General features: G+C 42.9%; 19 protein-coding genes. 5 read left to right on the forward strand and 14 right to left on the reverse strand.

What is annotated here, in order from left to right; translation table 11 throughout:
• Positions 1–178 precede the first annotated feature (178 nt).
• On the forward strand, positions 179–586 hold the full coding sequence (locus VHE99_01865; GenBank protein ID HVV67773.1) for a type IV pilin protein: 408 nt from the start codon (positions 179–181) through the stop codon (positions 584–586).
• Between the two features lie 7 nt (positions 587–593).
• Here the strand turns inward: VHE99_01865 and ispH are convergent, their stop codons facing one another.
• Positions 594–1,550 (reverse strand): 4-hydroxy-3-methylbut-2-enyl diphosphate reductase, encoded by a 957-nt coding sequence (ispH, locus tag VHE99_01870; GenBank protein ID HVV67774.1) that lies wholly within the window; start codon positions 1,548–1,550, stop codon positions 594–596.
• A gap of 87 nt (positions 1,551–1,637) precedes the next feature.
• Between ispH and VHE99_01875 the strand changes: the two genes are divergently transcribed.
• Positions 1,638–2,078 carry a PepSY domain-containing protein gene (locus VHE99_01875; GenBank protein HVV67775.1) on the forward strand — a complete coding sequence of 147 codons (441 nt, stop codon included), beginning with the start codon at positions 1,638–1,640 and terminating at the stop codon, positions 2,076–2,078.
• A gap of 56 nt (positions 2,079–2,134) precedes the next feature.
• On the opposite strand, the gene lspA is transcribed toward VHE99_01875, so the two are convergent.
• From lspA to VHE99_01895, 4 genes are all read right to left on the reverse strand, one after another.
• Positions 2,135–2,623: a signal peptidase II gene (lspA, locus tag VHE99_01880; protein ID HVV67776.1), complete on the reverse strand. Its 489-nt coding sequence runs from the start codon at positions 2,621–2,623 to the stop codon at positions 2,135–2,137.
• 99 nt (positions 2,624–2,722) lie between these two features.
• Positions 2,723–5,581: an isoleucine--tRNA ligase gene (gene ileS / locus VHE99_01885; GenBank protein ID HVV67777.1), complete on the reverse strand. Its 2,859-nt coding sequence runs from the start codon at positions 5,579–5,581 to the stop codon at positions 2,723–2,725.
• A 121-nt stretch (positions 5,582–5,702) separates the two neighbouring features.
• Positions 5,703–6,482 carry an exodeoxyribonuclease III gene (locus VHE99_01890; protein ID HVV67778.1) on the reverse strand — a complete coding sequence of 260 codons (780 nt, stop codon included), beginning with the start codon at positions 6,480–6,482 and terminating at the stop codon, positions 5,703–5,705.
• Between the two features lie 103 nt (positions 6,483–6,585).
• Positions 6,586–7,116 (reverse strand): hypothetical protein, encoded by a 531-nt coding sequence (locus tag VHE99_01895; protein HVV67779.1) that lies wholly within the window; start codon positions 7,114–7,116, stop codon positions 6,586–6,588.
• Positions 7,117–7,305: 189 nt separating this feature from the next.
• On the opposite strand from VHE99_01895, the gene VHE99_01900 reads away from it, so the two are divergent.
• The 3 genes from VHE99_01900 to folE all read left to right on the forward strand — a co-directional run bounded on the left by VHE99_01900 (position 7,306) and on the right by folE (position 10,428).
• Positions 7,306–9,438, forward strand: coding sequence for a glycosyltransferase (locus VHE99_01900; protein ID HVV67780.1), 2,133 nt, complete (start codon positions 7,306–7,308; stop codon positions 9,436–9,438).
• 90 nt (positions 9,439–9,528) lie between these two features.
• Positions 9,529–9,873 carry a histidine triad nucleotide-binding protein gene (locus VHE99_01905; GenBank protein HVV67781.1) on the forward strand — a complete coding sequence of 115 codons (345 nt, stop codon included), beginning with the start codon at positions 9,529–9,531 and terminating at the stop codon, positions 9,871–9,873.
• Positions 9,874–9,885: 12 nt separating this feature from the next.
• On the forward strand, positions 9,886–10,428 hold the full coding sequence (folE, locus tag VHE99_01910; protein HVV67782.1) for a GTP cyclohydrolase I FolE: 543 nt from the start codon (positions 9,886–9,888) through the stop codon (positions 10,426–10,428).
• 103 nt (positions 10,429–10,531) lie between these two features.
• Here folE and VHE99_01915 read toward each other — a convergent pair whose 3' ends face one another.
• From VHE99_01915 to rsfS, 9 genes are all read right to left on the reverse strand, one after another.
• On the reverse strand, positions 10,532–10,966 hold the full coding sequence (locus tag VHE99_01915; GenBank protein HVV67783.1) for a lytic transglycosylase domain-containing protein: 435 nt from the start codon (positions 10,964–10,966) through the stop codon (positions 10,532–10,534).
• Positions 10,967–11,067: 101 nt separating this feature from the next.
• Positions 11,068–11,448, reverse strand: a complete 381-nt coding sequence (locus VHE99_01920) for a hypothetical protein (GenBank protein HVV67784.1) — start codon at positions 11,446–11,448, stop codon at positions 11,068–11,070.
• A 31-nt stretch (positions 11,449–11,479) separates the two neighbouring features.
• Positions 11,480–13,174, reverse strand: a complete 1,695-nt coding sequence (locus VHE99_01925; GenBank protein ID HVV67785.1) for a tetratricopeptide repeat protein — start codon at positions 13,172–13,174, stop codon at positions 11,480–11,482.
• Positions 13,141–13,740 (reverse strand): DNA-3-methyladenine glycosylase I, encoded by a 600-nt coding sequence (locus VHE99_01930; protein ID HVV67786.1) that lies wholly within the window; start codon positions 13,738–13,740, stop codon positions 13,141–13,143. The genes VHE99_01925 and VHE99_01930 overlap by 34 nt, the downstream gene beginning before the upstream one ends.
• Positions 13,741–13,744: 4 nt before the next feature.
• Complete coding sequence (gene mltB, locus VHE99_01935) at positions 13,745–14,740, reverse strand: lytic murein transglycosylase B (protein HVV67787.1); 996 nt, start codon at positions 14,738–14,740, stop codon at positions 13,745–13,747.
• A 92-nt stretch (positions 14,741–14,832) separates the two neighbouring features.
• Positions 14,833–15,975, reverse strand: coding sequence for a rod shape-determining protein RodA (gene rodA, locus VHE99_01940; GenBank protein ID HVV67788.1), 1,143 nt, complete (start codon positions 15,973–15,975; stop codon positions 14,833–14,835).
• Positions 15,976–15,979: 4 nt separating this feature from the next.
• Entirely contained in the window at positions 15,980–17,917 is a 1,938-nt protein-coding gene (mrdA, locus tag VHE99_01945) for a penicillin-binding protein 2 (protein HVV67789.1), read from the reverse strand.
• A gap of 24 nt (positions 17,918–17,941) precedes the next feature.
• Positions 17,942–18,412 (reverse strand): 23S rRNA (pseudouridine(1915)-N(3))-methyltransferase RlmH, encoded by a 471-nt coding sequence (gene rlmH / locus VHE99_01950; GenBank protein ID HVV67790.1) that lies wholly within the window; start codon positions 18,410–18,412, stop codon positions 17,942–17,944.
• A gap of 21 nt (positions 18,413–18,433) precedes the next feature.
• Complete coding sequence (rsfS, locus tag VHE99_01955) at positions 18,434–18,817, reverse strand: ribosome silencing factor (protein HVV67791.1); 384 nt, start codon at positions 18,815–18,817, stop codon at positions 18,434–18,436.
• Positions 18,818–18,821: the final 4 nt, after the last annotated feature.

The following is an 18,821-nucleotide window of genomic DNA, read 5'->3' on the forward strand; positions in this document are numbered from 1 at the left end:
TTTCTGGTGTCATCGCTGGCAGTTCCTCTTGTTATTTTTGTTTTTTGAGAAACTTAAAAATACATGATCTGCCAGCTTTGGCAACTGATTTAGCTTACTTTTTTCAAATTAACCCAGCCAAAAAATGGCTAAAGTCCAGTAATTTACACTCTCATTATTTGTCCAAGGCCAGTAATTTATGCTATCAGTCACACAAAAAGGCTTCACACTGCTTGAGCTAATCACTACCTTCGCCATTGTAGGTATTTTAATCACCCTCAGCTATCCAAGCTATATGCATTACATTCTAAAAACCCGTCGCACCCATGCGCAAATTGCTCTGGTTGATCTGGCCGCAGGGCTAGAACGCTACCGCAGCTCCCATCAAACTTATATTGGAGCCACACTTAATAATCTTGAAGTCAATGCCTATACTGAAAATAATTATTATCAAATACAGCTAAACAATGCGACTGATAGCACCTATTTACTACAAGCCACGCCACTTGGTAGCCAGACTGAAGACAAAACCTGCGGCACGCTAAGCTTAGACGAATCTGGGCAGAAAAAATTCTCAGGAAATGGCCAACAATCAGCGTGTTGGTAAACTATCCCTAATCGATCTTTGTTACAGTTCTTGCTCTTCGCAGTTCCTTAGGCAAAGCAAACATAATATGCTCCTGACGTCCGGTTAATTCTTGCACCAGCTCACCCCCAAAAGACTGCAGTTTTGCCACCACTTCTTGGACTAAAATCTCTGGCGCTGAAGCACCTGCCGTAACCCCCACTACAGTTTTACCCGCAACCCACCCTGGATTAACCTCAGCAGCCCCATCTACCAAGTACGCCACACAACCCAGTCGCTCCGCGAGTTCCTTTAAACGATTAGAATTAGAGCTATTAATAGAGCCAACTACAATCACGACTTCTGACTGCGCAGCCAATTCTTTCACTGCGTCTTGGCGGTTTTGCGTGGCGTAACAAATGTCCTCACGCTTGGGGCCACGTATATTCGGAAAGCGTAACCGCAAAGCGTTAATGATGCGCGCGGTATCATCAGTAGAGAGCGTGGTCTGCGTCACATACACCAGATTATCAGAGTTTTTCACGGCTAATCTGGCGACATCTTGTTCAGTTTCCACCAAGTAAATACAACCATCGGCATTGTCATATTGTCCCATAGTGCCTTCAACTTCAGGATGTCCGGCATGACCTATTAAAATACACTCTATACCTAGGCGGCTATAACGCGCCACTTCTAAGTGCACTTTGGTCACTAACGGACAGGTCGCATCAAATACTTTAAGTGAACGTGCCTTAGCCTCTTCTCTGACGGTCTGCGATACCCCATGTGCGCTAAAAATCACGGTGGCATTTTCTGGAATCTCTTGCAAATCATCGGTAAAAACCGCGCCACGCTGACGCAAATTATCGACGACAAATCGATTATGCACCACTTCATGGCGCACATAAATTGGCGCTCCCAGCACTTCAAGCGCACGCTCGACGATTTCTATCGCCCGGTCAACACCGGCACAAAATCCACGCGGATTGGCTAGTAAGATTTTCATAGGTTAGAACTCTTTTAGCAATGTCTGAATAGTTATAAGTATGTTAACATACCTCCACCAACTGCCCGAATAAAAAGGAGACAATTCATGAGAAAATATGCCTCAATTGCTATCTTAATCAGTTTTTTAAGCTTAGGAATGCAAACTGTATTCGCAGATGAAATGCCTGCTAATGCCATGCCGCTATCAAAAATTTTGGAAAACCTACAATCCAAAGGTTACACCGTATTCCGCGAAATCGAATTCCAAAATGGACTTTATGTGACGAAAGCATTTAATAGCCAGGGAGAAAACTTAAAAATTCGCATCAATCCACAAACTGGCGAAATAGTTGAGCCTAAAGCCAAAGCCACTACGCTGTCACTATTAGACATAGCTAAAAAACTAGAGAACGCCGGTTATCATGGCATCTCTAAGATTGGCTTTGACCGTGGTGAATATGAAGCGATTGCACTGGATAAAGATGGCAAGAAAGTCGATTTAGATATCGATGGTAAAACTGGGGAAATTAATAAGGATTGGTTCTAGGCTGCTAGGCTGTCATCCTAAAGCGTAAGCCAAGGATGACAGCCATACAGCTAAAACTAAGATGGTTCTCTCTTAAAGAAAAATGCCTCAATCAACAACATCGCCGCACCCACCGTAATAGCAGAATCTGCCAGATTAAACGCCGCAAAATGCCAATGCTGATAATAAAAATCTAAAAAATCAATCACATACCCTGAAGTAAACCGATCCAACAAGTTACCAAGCGCTCCTCCCAACACCAAAGCCAAAGCACAAGCCATCCAGCGCCGCGCAGCAGGAATGCGTCTTAAATAGGCAATCAGTACGATACTGACAACTATCGCTACCATGCTAAACAACCAAGTGGATAAATTCCCAGTGCGACTTAAAAAACTAAAAGCCGCGCCGGTATTATGCATCAAGGTTAAATTAAAAAATGGTAGCACCGGTAAAGGCTGATACGGTATTAAATGTGTCTCAACCCAATATTTACTCAGCTGATCCAGCACAATGACTATCACTGACAGCCAACACCATTTTAACGCGTTTTTTTTAGAGGTTTGCATAATTCTCTATTAATAAAAAAATTCATTATACCTTCTCCCCTTGTGGGAGAAGGGAAAATGCCAAGGCTGTTAGAGGGCACCTCCCAGGGAAGAAAAAAATCAAGCAAATTCCCGCAACTCCCCAACACCCACCACATTCTCCACACAACGTGCACACAAACCTGGATGCTGCGAGTCACTACCCACATCTGCACGTCTATGCCAGCAACGCTCACATTTCTCATAAGCTGAAGCAGAAACTTTAATCCATAATTCCGATATTGCCGTAACAACCGCTCCCTCTTCGCGTGAAGAAGCAGGATGAATCCGCGCACCAGAAGTAATCAATACAAAACGCAACTCATCACCAATTTTGGCTAAAGCATCATATAACTTAGGTTCACAATATAAATCCACTTCAGCTGCCAATCCAGAACCAATGCTACCTACAACGCGTGCTTTTTCTAACTCTCGATTCACCTGCTCCCGCACTTGCATCAACTGCTGCCAATAAGCGGCGCCAAATGGCTCATCAACTGCCAATGCCGGCAATTTTTCATCCCAGGTAGCCAAAAACACGGATTCCTGCGCCTTCCACGGCATATTTTGCCAGATTTCTTCCGCTGTAAAACTCACAATAGGCGCCAATGCCCGCACTAAAGATTCCAAAATATAATACATCGCCGTCTGCGCAGAACGCCGGGCACGGCTCTCAGTCTTCGCCGTATACTGACGGTCTTTAATAATATCCAGGTAAAAACTACCCATATCAACTGTACAAAATTGCTGCAGCTTCTGGCTGACCTGATGAAACTGAAAAAGATCATAGGCCTGTCTAACTTCCAACTGCAAACGTCGTACCCGATCGATCGCCCAGCGATCTAACGCCAGTAATTCAGTAAATGGTAGCGCATGCTGCAACGGATTAAAGTCGAACAAATTTGATAGCAAGAAGCGCGCAGTATTACGTATGCGCCGATACACCTCCGCTACTCTTTGCAATATTTCATCGGAGATGGTCGCTTCTGCGCGATAATCCGTAGAAGCCACCCATAATCGCAAAATATCCGCGCCTAAACTACTCCACACCTTTTCCGGCAAAATCACATTACCCAGCGATTTGGACATCTTCTGCCCTTCTACATCGATGGTAAAACCATGTGACAGTGCAATACGGTAGGGTGCCTCACCACGCATAGCCGTTGCCGTTAATAATGAAGATTGAAACCAACCACGAAACTGATCGGAACCTTCTAAATACATATCTGCCGGCCAAGTGAGCTCGGGGCGTTTAGCCAATACACAAGCATGAGTGACACCGGAATCAAACCATACATCCAAACTATCAGACACCTTACGATAATCAGCTGCCTCCTCACCTAATAAAGTCTCTACTGCCAAATCATGCCAGGCATCGATGCCATCTCGCTCTACCAGAGCGGCTACTTTTTCCATCAATGCGGGTGTCTCAGGATGTAACTCATCAGTCTGTCTATGCACAAACAATGTTAGGGGTGTGCCCCATAACCGCTGTCGCGAAATACACCAATCAGGACGCTGCACCACCATATCCGCAATCCGCGCCTGCGCCCAATCTGGCGACCATTTGACGCGGTCTATGGCTGCTAATGCATGTCCGCGCAAACCTTTGCGCTCCATACTGATAAACCACTGCGGCGTGGCACGAAAGATCAGCGGTGTTTTATGCCGCCAACAATGCGGATAGCTGTGATTAATCTTCTCAAGATGCAGCAGCTTCCCGTGTTCCTGCAGTACTTCTACCACATGCTCATTGACTTTATACACATGTTCACCGGCAAAAAACGGCGTTCCTGCGACAAAACAGCCTTTATCGTCTACAGGATTTTCCAACGCTAACCCGTAACGACTGCTGACCACATAATCTTCTTGACCATGCGCTGGCGCCGTATGCACTGCACCAGTACCGGCATCGACAGTCACATGATCGCCCAAAATAATAGGCACTTGGCGTGGTAAAAAGGGATGTTGTAGCTTCAGCCCTTCTAATGCCTCACCTAAACTTGAGGCAACCACATGGTAGTTGGTTATACCACAACGCTGCATGACCGAGTCGACTAATGAGGCCGCAACCACTAGATAAGCTTTTTGTGTTGGGTCACCATTCTGTTGCGCTTGATGCGCTTCTGACAGCGGTACATATTCAATCAACGCATATTCGATATTCGTGTTTAAAGCCACTGCCTGATTGGCCGGCAGTGTCCATGGCGTGGTAGTCCAAATCACTACACTGACCGGATGAAACGGCACGTATTTGCGGTTAAAACGCGCTAAAAACTGAGCCGGATCAACTACTTCAAAACGCACATCTATCGCCAGAGAATTTTTATCGCGGTATTCCACCTCTGCCTCAGCTAACGCTGACCCACAAACCACACACCAATGCACCGGCTTACTGCCACGCACCATGTGACCATTTTTAATAATTTGCGCGAGACTTCTTATCACGTCTGCTTCAAAGGAAAAATCCATGGTCAAATAGGGATGACTCCAATCACCAAACACGCCTAAGCGTTTAAATTCGTCACGCTGAATTTCCATTTGGCCTTGGGCATAATCACGACACGCTTTACGAAACTCGCGCGGCGTGGCTTTTTGGCCGCTTTTTTCCAGCATTTTTTCAACATTTAATTCAATGGGTAGGCCGTGACAATCCCAGCCAGGTACATATGGCGTGTCATACCCAGCCAGGGATTTAGATTTTAATACGATATCTTTTAGGGTTTTATTGAGTGCATGACCGATATGAATGCGGCCATTTGCATAAGGGGGGCCGTCGTGCAGGATAAATTTTTTATGCTGTGATCTTTGCGCACGGAGCTTGCTGTAGATTTGTTGTTGTTCCCAAAATTCTAGGACTTGCGGCTCCCGCTTCGCCAGATCGGCTTTCATGGGGAAGTCGGTTTTGGGGAGATTTAAGGTATTTTTGTAATCTGTCATGGGTGCTCTTCAATAATGATTGATACGGTAAATCTAGCGGTAAATATCTCAGCGGCGGCCAATAGCTAAAGCTAGAACAATAACACATGCCAAACAGATTACCATCCCTGCTTGAATGATTTTACAAATCATACTCCATAATCAACGGCGCATGGTCAGAAAATTTCTCTTTTTTATAAATCTCTGCTGACCGCACCTTATCACGCAATCCCGGCGTAATAATCTGATAATCAATCCGCCACCCAACATTTTTTGCCCAAGCCTGCCCACGATGCGACCACCAAGTATATTGATCCGGTTCCTGATTAACGACTCTAAATGCATCCACAAAACCAACGCTATCAAATAACTCATCCAACCAAGCCCGCTCCTCCGGCAAAAACCCGGAGTTTTTCTGATTACTGCGCCAATTTTTCAAATCGATATTTTTATGCGCAATATTCCAGTCTCCACAAATAATAAAATCCCGGATCTTAGCTTGGTCATAAATTTTCTTAAGCAACAACATATAATGCGCCATAAACTCAAATTTATGCTTCTGCCGCTCCTCTCCGCTAGTACCCGAAGGCATATAAAGTGACGCAATACATAATTTACCAAAATCCGCCTGAATATAGCGCCCTTCCTGATCGGCAATCGGCCAACCTAGCCCTATTTCAATTTTATCCGGTTTTTGTCGGGTATAAATCCCCACCCCACTATAGCCTTTTTTCTCAGCATCATGAAAATAGCAATGATAACCTTCCGGGCGGAAGTGCACGCCGTCTAGATGCTCCATCTGGGCTTTGGTTTCTTGTAAACAAACAACATCGGCATTTTGCTCAGCAAGCCAGGTGAAAAAGCCTTTAGCAGCTGCGGAGCGGATGCCATTTAGGTTCATGGAGATAATTTTTAAGGTCATATAGGCTGTAGGTCAGGTTTAAAAGTGGGAAGGGATTATAAGGTATATGGCTATTCCTAACAACCTAAGCAAGTGATATTTACTAGCAAATAAAACAGAAAAATCAAAAAGAGTGCTTGCTTACATAGGGCACAGTGCCGCTGTCAATTTCGTCAGATTTTTCGAGCGTAGGAGATTTAAAAAACCCAAGCTTTTCGGCAGCTTCAGCCAGTCTGTCAGCATCTAACGCATACTCAAGGATCATTCCTTGTATCCCATCAGTACTTATCACTTCACTCGTTTTTACAACTGCAGATAAATCAGCAATAGATTTTTCAGCAATAGTTTTAAATGGCAGATAACAAGTTGGCTCTCTGCCTACCATTAAATAAACAGACTCCTGCCAGATCGTTGCCATAATGTCAGTATAGTTTTCTGGGCATACTTTTTTGGGTTCAAACGGTTTTCTAATGTCAGTAAAACTTAATACTTCTCTTTTAAAATCAAAAGAGAAAATTTTACCGTCTTTTGGCATTTCAGTAACAATAGCTTTGATATTAGTGGGAGAGGACAATTTGTGTGTATCTGCTTTATTCAACCAACGGATAATTTCTAGAAAACTTTCATAGGATAATTTGTGGGGACTAAGTGGCATATTCTTTCACATTAATATAAGTTTTTAATCTAAGCCATTATATTAAATAACAACGATTTAGCAATTTATTTAATAAAACCTTAAGGCATTACATGTCATGAAATTTTAATTATAAAAAGCCATCTTTAATAAAGCATTAATTTTAGCTAATTATAATAACTCACAATAATTAATTATCGATGCAATACCATGACTAGTCAAGCTTACGAATTTACAACAGATATTGGTGCAGTTTTAAAAGATCTGAAAGATTTAATTGAAAACTGTGAAGATAACGTTATCGATTTTAGTGAAAAGAAAAATTCTTTAGATATTATCCTAAAGCAATATAACGCCATATTAAACTCTATTCAGTCCATTCAGAAACAATATCCTGTAACTATCCCTGTTATTGCACAGCAATTTGACAATCGTATTGAAGCTATTGCCAAATTTCTAAAACCCAAATTACCTGCAGATATTAAAGATGTCTCGGATATAAAAACAGGCTTAGTCACTGAAAATGTTTCCATAGAAACCGACCCTAAAGAATTAAAAACCGTATCAGTTCTAAAAAAACCGGCTTCAACTTATTTAGCAATTAATACCCACCTAGATACAACTAAGGATAAAATACCTGACCAAGAAGTGAAAGATAAAAAAACTGTCTTTGCAACACCTAAAATTATTAGCACTATATGGGTAGGCACTCGTCCACTACCTAAAAATGACCAAACACCCGACACCAGCAATCATCATATATTGCTAGACTGGCGCAATAAAAATCCAAATATGCAACCTATATTATGGGTGGATTATAAATCCATGCCCACCTCAGTGCATCGCGAATACAAAGAGCGCGGTTATGTATTTACTGCAAGTTCAGAAATAGATCAAATTATTGAAGGCACAAAATCTGCCAGTCCCAGCTCATCTTCAGCAGAAAAACCTATTCTCGTAGCCGATATCAGCGTTTTATTTAGAAAACCATCTAAGTATCTCAGTGAAAAAGAAGTGGAGCAAATGCAGGAACTTATCCGTTATGAAATGGATAAATTCCGCCCCAATTACGGAGCAGCTAGCGATTTGATTCGATATAGAACAGAACAAGAATATGGCGGCGCTTATGTCGACAGCGATTTAGCCCCTGGTAAATCTGCTTTACATAAACATCCGGCATTTTCTTCAGAAAAAGAATGTTTTAATGTAACTTCTTCTACTGCCGGTTTCAATGCCGCTGGCAATGATGCATTCGTATGTAGCCCAGGCCATCCTCTAACTAAAGATTTAATTCACACCTGTTTTGACAATTATGCCAAAATGGATAGGGTTCCAGAAACCTATACAAAATTTGACCATTTATACAAGGTGATCAATCGATCAGGCCCCGGCGCTGTACAACAAATGCTAAGTTCGCATGGTTTTCTTGAAGAAGAAGGAATGTTTCTTCTGGAACATAAAGAAAAATATAATCTACCTGAAGAATTTACTTGCAATGATGTTACAAATCAAGCCAGTTGGTTAAAAACACCGATTAAAATTTGTAGCTCTTTAACTGAAAGTATTGAAACAGCTACCAATTGCATGATGACAGAAATGAAATATATGGGTGTATGTCGATTTGCTGATTATGTTACTGATATAAAAAGTTCTCTAATAGAAAATCTTATATCTCAGCTTATAAAAGATCCAGAAATTATAGATAATTTTAAAAAATTAACTGAATATTTTGTCAAAACTTCACAACAACAGGATGTAAAAAAAGAAACTACCCGAATTAGCAGTTTTATGGCTGATTTAGGTAAATTTTTGACAGAGTATTTTGATGAGACAACGGCGTATAGAATTACCAGCCAACTGCGCAAAAAATTGCCTTACACTGAACAAATGCAGGCATTACCAGTTAACTATAAAGAGCTACAAAAAATAGTATTTGATGATGGCTTATTACTTCGGGTTTTGGCGGAAGAAAATCTCCTACAAAATTTTACTACTGCAAGCAAAGAAGCACCCCGATCTATTCGAGAAGCGTATAACAAATTGGTTACAATGTTACAGCCTTTAAAAAATTCAAATAGCAAAAGTTCTGAAATATTAATCGAACGGCCAACCGTCAGTTATGCTGATATTGCTAATGTGCTGTCTCTATTTGACTCAAGAAATGATTTTAACCTGAATAACTCCATCGCTAATTTACTTTTAAAACGTCTAGAAATACAACCAGAATTGCGCTCGTTAGTCAGTACAGTGGCTCATTCTACTGATGACTCATCTTATACTTCATGGCAAAGCTTGATACATCCTGAACAAAGTACAGATCTGGGATTTAGCATGCTCGAATAGATCGAAGGAGATTCTTTTTTTTAACCATGTTATGATGCCCAGCCTCTCAAATAAAGAGAGTTACATCTAACTAATTAGCAGGCTAACACCATGACCGATTGCTTATTCTGCAAAATCATCACCAAAGAAATACCCGCAACGATTCTTTACGAAGACGATCAAGTCATCGCCTTTGATGATATTCACCCCAAAGCCCCCAGCCATAAACTTATCATCCCACGCAAACATATTGCCACTTTGAATGATTTGACAACTGAAGATATTTCTTTGGCTGGCCATATGCTGCATGTCACTCAGCAGCTGGCTAAAAAGTTGCAAATTGCCGAGCCAGGTTACCGAGTGGCTATCAACTGCAATGCGGGTGGTGGTCAGATCATTTATCATCTGCATTTTCACTTATTGGGCGGGCGTCCTATGTCCGGCTCATTTGATTGAAGATATTGCATTATGGAAAAATATTTTACTGAAATTATTAAATCAATTGGTGAAGATGTAAATCGTGAAGGTTTGCGCGGCACCCCCAAACGCGCCGCTGAAGCGATGCGTTATTTGACTCGTGGCTATCATCAGGATTTAGATACCTTGGTGAATCAAGCAATTTTTAGCTCATCCATGTCGGAAATGGTGATTGTCAAAGACATTGAGCTGTATTCATTGTGCGAACATCATTTATTGCCTTTTGTCGGTAAATGCCATGTGGCTTATATTCCTAAAGGTAAAATTATTGGCTTGTCTAAAATTGCGCGGATTGTGGATTTATTTGCACGACGCTTACAGGTGCAGGAACAGCTGACCGAGCAGATTGCGCAATGTGTATTTGAGGCCATTGGTGCAGCCGGAGTTGGGGTGATTATTGAAGCTAAGCATTTTTGCATGATGATGCGCGGAGTGGAGAAACAGAATTCGGTGATGAAGACTTCGAAAATGTTGGGATCGTTTCGGGATGATAATCGCACGCGGGCGGAGTTTTTGAGTTTGGTGGCGGGCTGAACTGCTTCTTCTTGACTGCTTTTTCTGCTCTGGCACTATACCCTCTCGCAAATTCTCACCCCCTTTGAAAAAGGGGGTGAGAACTTCCAAGAGGAATACAAAACTACGTCTCCGTCTGAGACAAAATCTGCGATAACTGCTGATAATTCGTCAAAACCTTACTCTGATAGCGTTCATTCAAATACGGCGTATGCGAATGATAACCCGCCACCCCTTGCCAATAGCCCCCATTAGCTGCGGCCAGCGAATCAGCAATATTACTACTCAATATCCAAGTACCCACCATCACATTTACACAAGGATCGTTTTGTATTTGATCGCGCGTATAGCCATAAGGCGCAATTTTAGATAACCAGATAGAATTAATTTGCATGGGACCATAGTCAAAAGTGCCATTTTTATTCGGACTGGCCATGCCGACCTGCCCCCCTTCGGTATCTAGCACTGAAATAATGACTTTGGCGGGAACATAATAAGTGACTGCAGCTTGATTAATGCATTCTACCGGCACTCCATGTATCAGTAACGCACTAGCCATAATGCACTCCTTAGCAGAGAAGTAGTTGGAAAACAGGCGGATTTTACACTTCTGGGGAAATGAAGGCAAATTGGTGGCTTTTCCCCACAATGAGCCAATCTTTATGCCGGAGATAGAGATTGAAGGAGGGGTTTTTCTTCATCGTCATCATCTTTAGCGTCATGTGGGTGCTGTGGAACTACTGGCGGTATAGCCGCTTGGGGCAGCATTGCTAATTCGCCTCTTGCGCGCAAGATTACACCAATCATTAAAAACATCATTCCAATAAAATGTTGAATTTGAATCCTTGAATTTGAGGGAGTTGTTTGTAATTCAGCCAGAGCTGCGGTTAGTAATAAACACAAACTAAAAATCATCATACCTGTTGAAATAGGACGCCTATTATTCTGAAGAATCTGCCAAGGATTTGTCAGGAATTGTGTTAATGCATTAGGATGCAAATTGCGCATTAAATCAAATAGCTCGCGTATATCTTCTGACATTTTTGTATCCTTTTAAAAAACATTACACAATTTAATGAAGCGGTCTTAATAAAAACAAATACCCCTCAACCGGCTGCTGTTTTTGTTCGCGCAACACAGCATTATCACAACGCACAATCGTAAAATTATGCTTTTGTGCTAGCGATTCAATGTAATCGCGGCTATGCGCAAAACGCGCATTGCTTTGTAAATAAAATGGTGCGGAGAAAGTCTTTTCTACGGTAAATGCAAACCAACCATTTGCTTTTAAAGCCGTTCTAGTCAAAGCAAATGTCTCATCTAAATCGCCTACATAACCAAACACATCCCCTGCTAAAACTAAATCAATATCCCGGCTTTTTTCCAACACACTGTTTATATCCGCATGACGCAATTCATCGTAAATATTTTTTTGCCTAGCGGCATCTAACATTTTTTCCGACAAATCCACTCCAATCAATTGGCGCGCCAAACGCCGAAATGGTACACCGCATAAACCCGTGCCACATCCCAATTCCAAAATCACCCAATCTTCCTTTTGTGAGCCGATTTCTGCCGTCACTGCTTTAAACAATAAATCCGGCACCTGATAATGCAAATACTCCTGCAAATGCTTCTCAAAATGCGGTGCGTATTGATCAAACAAATGTTCCACATATTCGGATGGCGCGGAAGTGGGCGCAGATTTTCGTGAAATCGCCGCTAAAATATATAACAATTCAGGATCATTGGGACGTAGTTTTAACGCAGCTTCATAGTGGTGAGCCGCCTGTGGTAAATCTTCTTTTTTTAAATACACCGCACCTAAATTCACATGCGCATTATAAAAATCCGGCTCTAGGCGTAACGCTTCTTGCAAATAGTTAATGGCTTCATCATGACGATCTTGATAAGAAAAAATAACCCCAAGATTATAATAGGTATCTAAATCCGGCTGCAGAGACAGCAGACTTAAATAACAACGCAGCGCCAATTCCGGTTGGCGTTGTGTCAAATATAAAGCACCTAAATTATGTAAAGCTTCGGTGTGATGTGGCTGCAACTTTAAGGTTTTTTCATAATGAGAAATGGCTTCTTCCAAATGATTCAACTGCGTCAACGCTACAGCCAATTGATGGTGGGTTTCCGCATGCTCAGGATCTAATCGCAAGCGTTCTTCAAAATGCGCCGTAGCTTCCAGGGGACGATTTTCCTGCAATAATAATTGGCCTAAATGCGCATGGGCTTGGGGATGTTCGGGTTGAATGCGTAAAGCCATTTCCAATTGTTGTTTAGCTTCGCTGAATTTTTGTTGCGCTGTAAGTGCCGTGCTGAGATTAAAATGTGCATCGGCGTAATCAGGTTTTAAAGCGATGGCGGCTTGATAATATTTTATCGCTTCATCAAATTGATTCTGGCGGTAAAATAATATGCCTAAATTATTATTGGCTGATGGTGAGTTGGGCTGTAATTTCAGCGCCTTTTGATAGTTTTCAATCGCTAAATCAATTTGATCTGACTGGCGATAGACATTGCCCAAACTGTTATAAAAGGTCGCCGAATCCGGTTCTTTTTCTATAGCGGCCTGTATCCATTTTAATGCTGAACCGTAATCGCCCTGCTGCCCAGCCAGAATACCTAACAAATGCAATACTTCAGCGCGCCCCGGTTCTTTGACGAGTATTTGTTTATACAAGGCTTCTGCTTGCGCAAATTGGCCAGTCTGGTGTAATTCTAAAGCACGTTGGAATAAATCTTCTTCTGACATGACATCACTTCAGGATAACGAAAACAATTTACCGCGTGATCATTTACCATACCGGTGGCCTGCATAAATGCATAGCAAATCGTAGAACCGACAAACGTAAAACCGCGGCGCTTTAGATCTTTGGACATGGCATCAGATGCCTTACTTGTTGCTGGATTTTCACCGCTACTTTTCCAGCGATTAATGATGGGCTGCCCATCGACGAAACGCCAAATATACTGGTCAAAACAACCAAATTCTGCTTGTACTTCCAGAAATGCGCGCGCATTGGTAACAAGACTTGCGATCTTCAAACGATTACGGATTAATCCGGGATTGGCAAGTAAGCGCTCGATTTTAGCGGGGGTATAGCGTGCAATTTTTTGCGGATCAAATTGATTCAGCGCTAAACGATAATGCTCGCGTCTCTTTAATATGGTCAGCCAGCTTAACCCTGCTTGAGCGCCTTCCAACAATAAAAACTCAAATAGTTTGTGCTCATCATGCAAGGGCACACCCCATTCATTATCATGGTATTGTGTTAACAACGCATTGCCATTACTCCAACCACAACGAATAATTGCCATAGGCTCACTTCGCCACTTGTTTTTTAATGATAGAACCTAACTCATACACTACCAAAGCGTAGCGATTACTTTCATTATATCGCTTGATTACCTGAAAATTAGCGAAGGTCAGCCAATGTTCCCAAGCATCACCGCCATCAAAGAATAACACACCGGCGCGCGTCGAGCTGGGAACATGTTTTTCAGGCTCCAATCCATAGTTCGCTAATTCTCCTATTGAAAAACGCAGCCTGCCATCTTGATCACTTAAACTACGAAAATTCTGGTTCACCACTTTCGCCGGCAGTGCTACCGGTTCACCTCGACGCCAACCTTTTTTTTGCAAGTAATTAGCCACACTGGCTATAGCATCACGGTTATTGTGAAATAAATCACTTAAGCCGTTATCTTCTGCTGAAATTGCGTAAATGCGGTAGCTGCTAGGCATAAATTGTGGCAAACCTAAAGCACCGGCATATGAGCCCTTAATACTAAATGGGTTCCAACCTTGCTCTCTGGTTAATAATAAAAACTGAGTCAATTCATTCATGAAAAACTTACTGCGCGACGGATAACGAAATGCCAAGGTACTCAGTGTATCAAACGCGGAAAAATGACCTTTATTACCACCATAGGATGTTTCTACACCGATAATTCCGACAATCACTGAGGCCGGCACACCGTATTCACGCTCAGCAGCAGCTAAAGCTTTGGCGTTCTTTCTCCAGTAAGCAACGCCTTCACGGATGCGTTCATCTGTGATAAATAAATCGCGGTAGGCATACCAAGGTATAACTCTGCCAGGAGGTTGGGTCATTTTGGCGATAACTTCGGGGTTGAATTGTACTTGCCTGAACCAGGAGGTGAGTTGGTTTTCATTGAAGTCGTATTTTTTACTGACTGCAGTGATATAAGCTCGCACCTCAGGTTCATGGCGCAAGTCTAAGGCAAAAGCAGCGCTTGTAAAAAATAACAATAAAGAAATGATTAATTTTACAAATATGGATAGTTTCTGGTTCATGTGTTTTGCTCTAATATATAAAAAAATACCTTATTCCTTCTCCCACAAGGGGAGAAGGAGTAAAGTTAAAGCTGATTAGAATAAATCAATCCTCACCGCCCCAACAATTTCCTATGCGTATGAATCGACATAATAATCCCAAACCCAATCATAATGGTAATCATCGCCGAGCCACCATAACTAATTAATGGCAGTGGCACCCCCACCACGGGCAGCAATCCAGTCACCATTCCCATGTTCACAAAACAGGATAGAAAAAACGTGAGACTCAAACTACCCGCCAACAAACGTGAAAAGGTATCCTGTGCTTGCGTGCTAATATAAAGCCCGCGCAATGCCACAAAAGTCATCAATAAAATCAACAACACACTACCAATCAAGCCAAACTCTTCCCCACACACCCCAAATATAAAATCCGTGGCATGTTCAGGTAAAAATTGCAAATGTGACTGTGTACCCTGCAAATAGCCTTTACCAAATATCCCGCCCGAGCCAATGGCAATTTTTGACTGGATAATATGATAACCGGTACCCAACGGATCACGCTCTGGATCTAAAAAAGTCAACACGCGCTGCCGCTGATAATCATGCAGAAAATGCCACAAAAATGGTGCAGAAGCTGCAATCATCAACACCAAAATAATCACATAACGCCATCTGATGCCTGCTAATAACAACACACATACCCCAGTAAACATAATAATCAAGGCAGTGCCCAAATCTGGCTGCTTGGCAGTTAAACCCACCGGCACGACTAACAACACAGCACAGATTAATAACACCCAAAGCTTAGGTGGCAGTGAGGTTTTATCCAGTAGCCAAGCTAACATCATAGGCATTGCCAACTTCATGATTTCAGAGGGTTGAAAATGAAACGACCCGAATCCTAACCAACGCTGGGCACCTTTACCGGAATGTCCAATCACTAATACTGCACCCAATAATGCTAAACCTATTAAAAAAATGACAGGCGTCCATTGTTGGTATCGCTCTGGCGGAATCTGCGCAAACAAAAACATCGCCGCTACTGCCAATACCACCCATATTGCCTGGCGAATGATTAATACCAAACTTTGATTATCGGCACTGAATAAAATCAACCCTCCGGCTGCCAATACCAATGCCAACCCAATAAACAACGGCATATCGATATGCATTTTTTCCCAAAACGAACGCACCAAACGGTTACCCGAGGGCGTAGAAAATGACTCTTGGAGTAGGTTATTTTGGCTCATAAAATCAATCATTAGGTACGTTGGATTCATCAGGAACTGGCGGTGGTGGACTTTGACCCGCCCCTGTCGCGGTCGCAGCACTACTGGCTGCTGCCGCCTGTGCTTGTGCAATTGCCTGACCGTGGTCTGGTAAGAAATAATAATCCAGCACTTTTTTGGCAACCGCCGGCCCCTGGTGTGGATGATTTTCCACCAGCACAGCAATGGCAACCTGCGGCTTATCTACCGGTGCAAAACCGATAAACCACGCATGACTGCGGTATTTTTTCGGAATACCGGCATTATCATCGTCACCATAACTTTTGGGACGAAATACTTGCGCGGTTCCGGTTTTACCGGCAATGGTGTAATTGTTGTTGTGTATAGAACGTGCCGTTCCCGCTTCAACCACACCTTGCATACCATTGATAACAAAATCCCAAACCCAAGGATTTTGTAATTTAACTGGCGGATTTTGTTCAGGTACCACTGGGACAAAAGAACCGTCCGGTTTCTGCCATTTTAAAGCTAAATGCGGTTTAATGCGCACGCCACGATTGGCCATAGTGGCTGCGGCCTCTGCCATTTGCAATGGTGTGACTAGCGTAAAGCCTTGTCCAATCCCAGCATTGACTGTATCACCCCCATACCAACCCTGCCCCATGCTCGCACGTTTCCAAGCAGGCGAAGGCACAACACCGCCCAATTCTTCACTGACATCCAAACCCGTTGGTTTACCAAATCCAAAACGGTACTGTATATCATTCATCCGATTGATGCCGGCTCTTGCCGCCACCGTATAAAAATACGTGTCGCAGGATTGCACAATCGCCTTGTACATATTAACTATACCATGACCGCCTTTTTTCCAGTCTTTAAACACATGGCTGACGCCAGGTATAGTAAACCAGCCTGGGTCATGAATCTGAAACGTGGGAGTGACTACTTTGAGATCTAAATATTGGGTAGCCAAAAACGGCTTCATCGTAGAACCTGGCGCATATAGCCCACGCAAGGCACGGTTATAAAGCGGCCGCTCAGGGTCTTGCTGCAAAATTTTATAATCCTGAGAGCTGATGCCTTTGACAAATAGATTCGGGTCATAACGCGGATTGCTGGCAAAGGCCAACACTTCTCCGGTAGCAGGCTTAATCACCACTATCGCCCCCTGATCGTCTCCCAGGGCTGTTTCAGCCGCTTTTTGCAGGCCGCTGTCCAGACTGACATATAAATTATCACCAGGCACCGGATCAATATTTTTCAAAGTACGTACTACCTGACCATTGGCGTCAGTTTCCACTTGCTGGTAACCGACTTTGCCATGCAGTTGTGGCTCATAATATTTTTCTACACCCAGCTTACCTATGTAATTTGTCGCCGCATAATTCACATTATCGACTGTGCTAAGTTCCTGCTCATTAATACGCGCCACATAACCCAACGCGCCAACCATAGTGTCACCCTGGGGGTAATAACGCATTAAACGGCCAGTGATGCCAAAACCTGGGAAGCGGTATTGATCTAAGTAAAAACGCGCCACTTCATCGTCAGTGAGATTTAGCTTCAAGGAAACCCCTTCAGAAGAACGCCGCTGCTTGAGCGCTCGACGAAACTGCTGCAAATCTTCAGGACTGATATTGATTATTTTTTCAACTTCTTTGAGCGTGGCTTCAAAATGCGGCACATGGTCAGGAATCACATCCAAAGTGTACACAGGAATATTTTCTGCTAACAGCACGCCATTCCTATCGTAAATCAGGCCACGGTTAGGATCTACGGGGATTAAATTTAATTGATTCTGGTTAGATAATGTCGTGTATAACTCGTGTTGATCCACTTGCAGGTAAAATAGTCGTCCCACCAAGGCGCACAGTAATACTGCGATAACAAAAATGGCGAAAAACACCCTGCGCGTAAATAATTGCGCCTCGGCTGAATAATTTTTTAACTGCAAATTAACCATGTTTTAACCTGACTTCATCCTAAATTATGCTCGATGATAAGGGTGATTATGCAACAAACTATAGGCGCGATAAATCTGCTCTGCAATCAGAATTCGCACTAACGGATGAGGGAAAGTAAGCGGCGAGAGTGACCAACGATGATGTGCTCTGGCAAGGCAAGAAGCCGGTAACCCTTCTGGGCCACCCACCAGTAAACTGATGCCGTATCCACCATCATGCCAAGTTTGTAATTGCTGTGCCAATCCCTTGGTATCCCACAACTGTCCTCGTTCCGTCAAGGCTATTATCCGGTCACCCGGGGGAATTGCGGCTAATATGCTCTCCCCTTCGCCCTGCAATAACCGGTTTATATCAGCCCCCTTAGTTCTTTTAGCGGCTGAAATTTCAACTAATTTGATGCCATAGTCCGATGGCAATCGCTGCACATATTCTTGAAATCCTGCTGCTACCCAATCTGGCATGCGTTTGCCAACGGCAATCAGCGTGATTTTCATTGCAGCATTTCCCAATATTTCCTATTCAGCTGCACGATGACGGGAGGCTTTACCCAAGCTGCTACGTTCCTCACGTAATTGCTTAGCAGAACTCCATAATTTTTCCAGACTATAAAATTCGCGTGTCTCTGGCAACATGATATGCACTAACACATCACCTAAATCTACTAAAATCCATTCTCCCGCTTCTTCACCTTCCACGCCCAAGGGTTTTGTACCCTGGCGTTTACTTTCCATAACCAGCCGATCAGCGATTGATTTGGTATGCCGGCTTGAAGTTCCACTGCAGATCACCATGGTATCAGTGATATTGGTAAGCTGGGTCACATCGAGTGATACCACTTCCTGCGCTTTCATTTCTTCGAGAACATGTAATACTAAGTTTAATAATGTTGATGATGGCATAATT

The sequence above is a fragment of the Gammaproteobacteria bacterium genome (genome assembly GCA_035546635.1).
In the GTDB taxonomy this organism is placed as follows: domain Bacteria; phylum Pseudomonadota; class Gammaproteobacteria; order JAURND01; family JAURND01; genus DASZWJ01.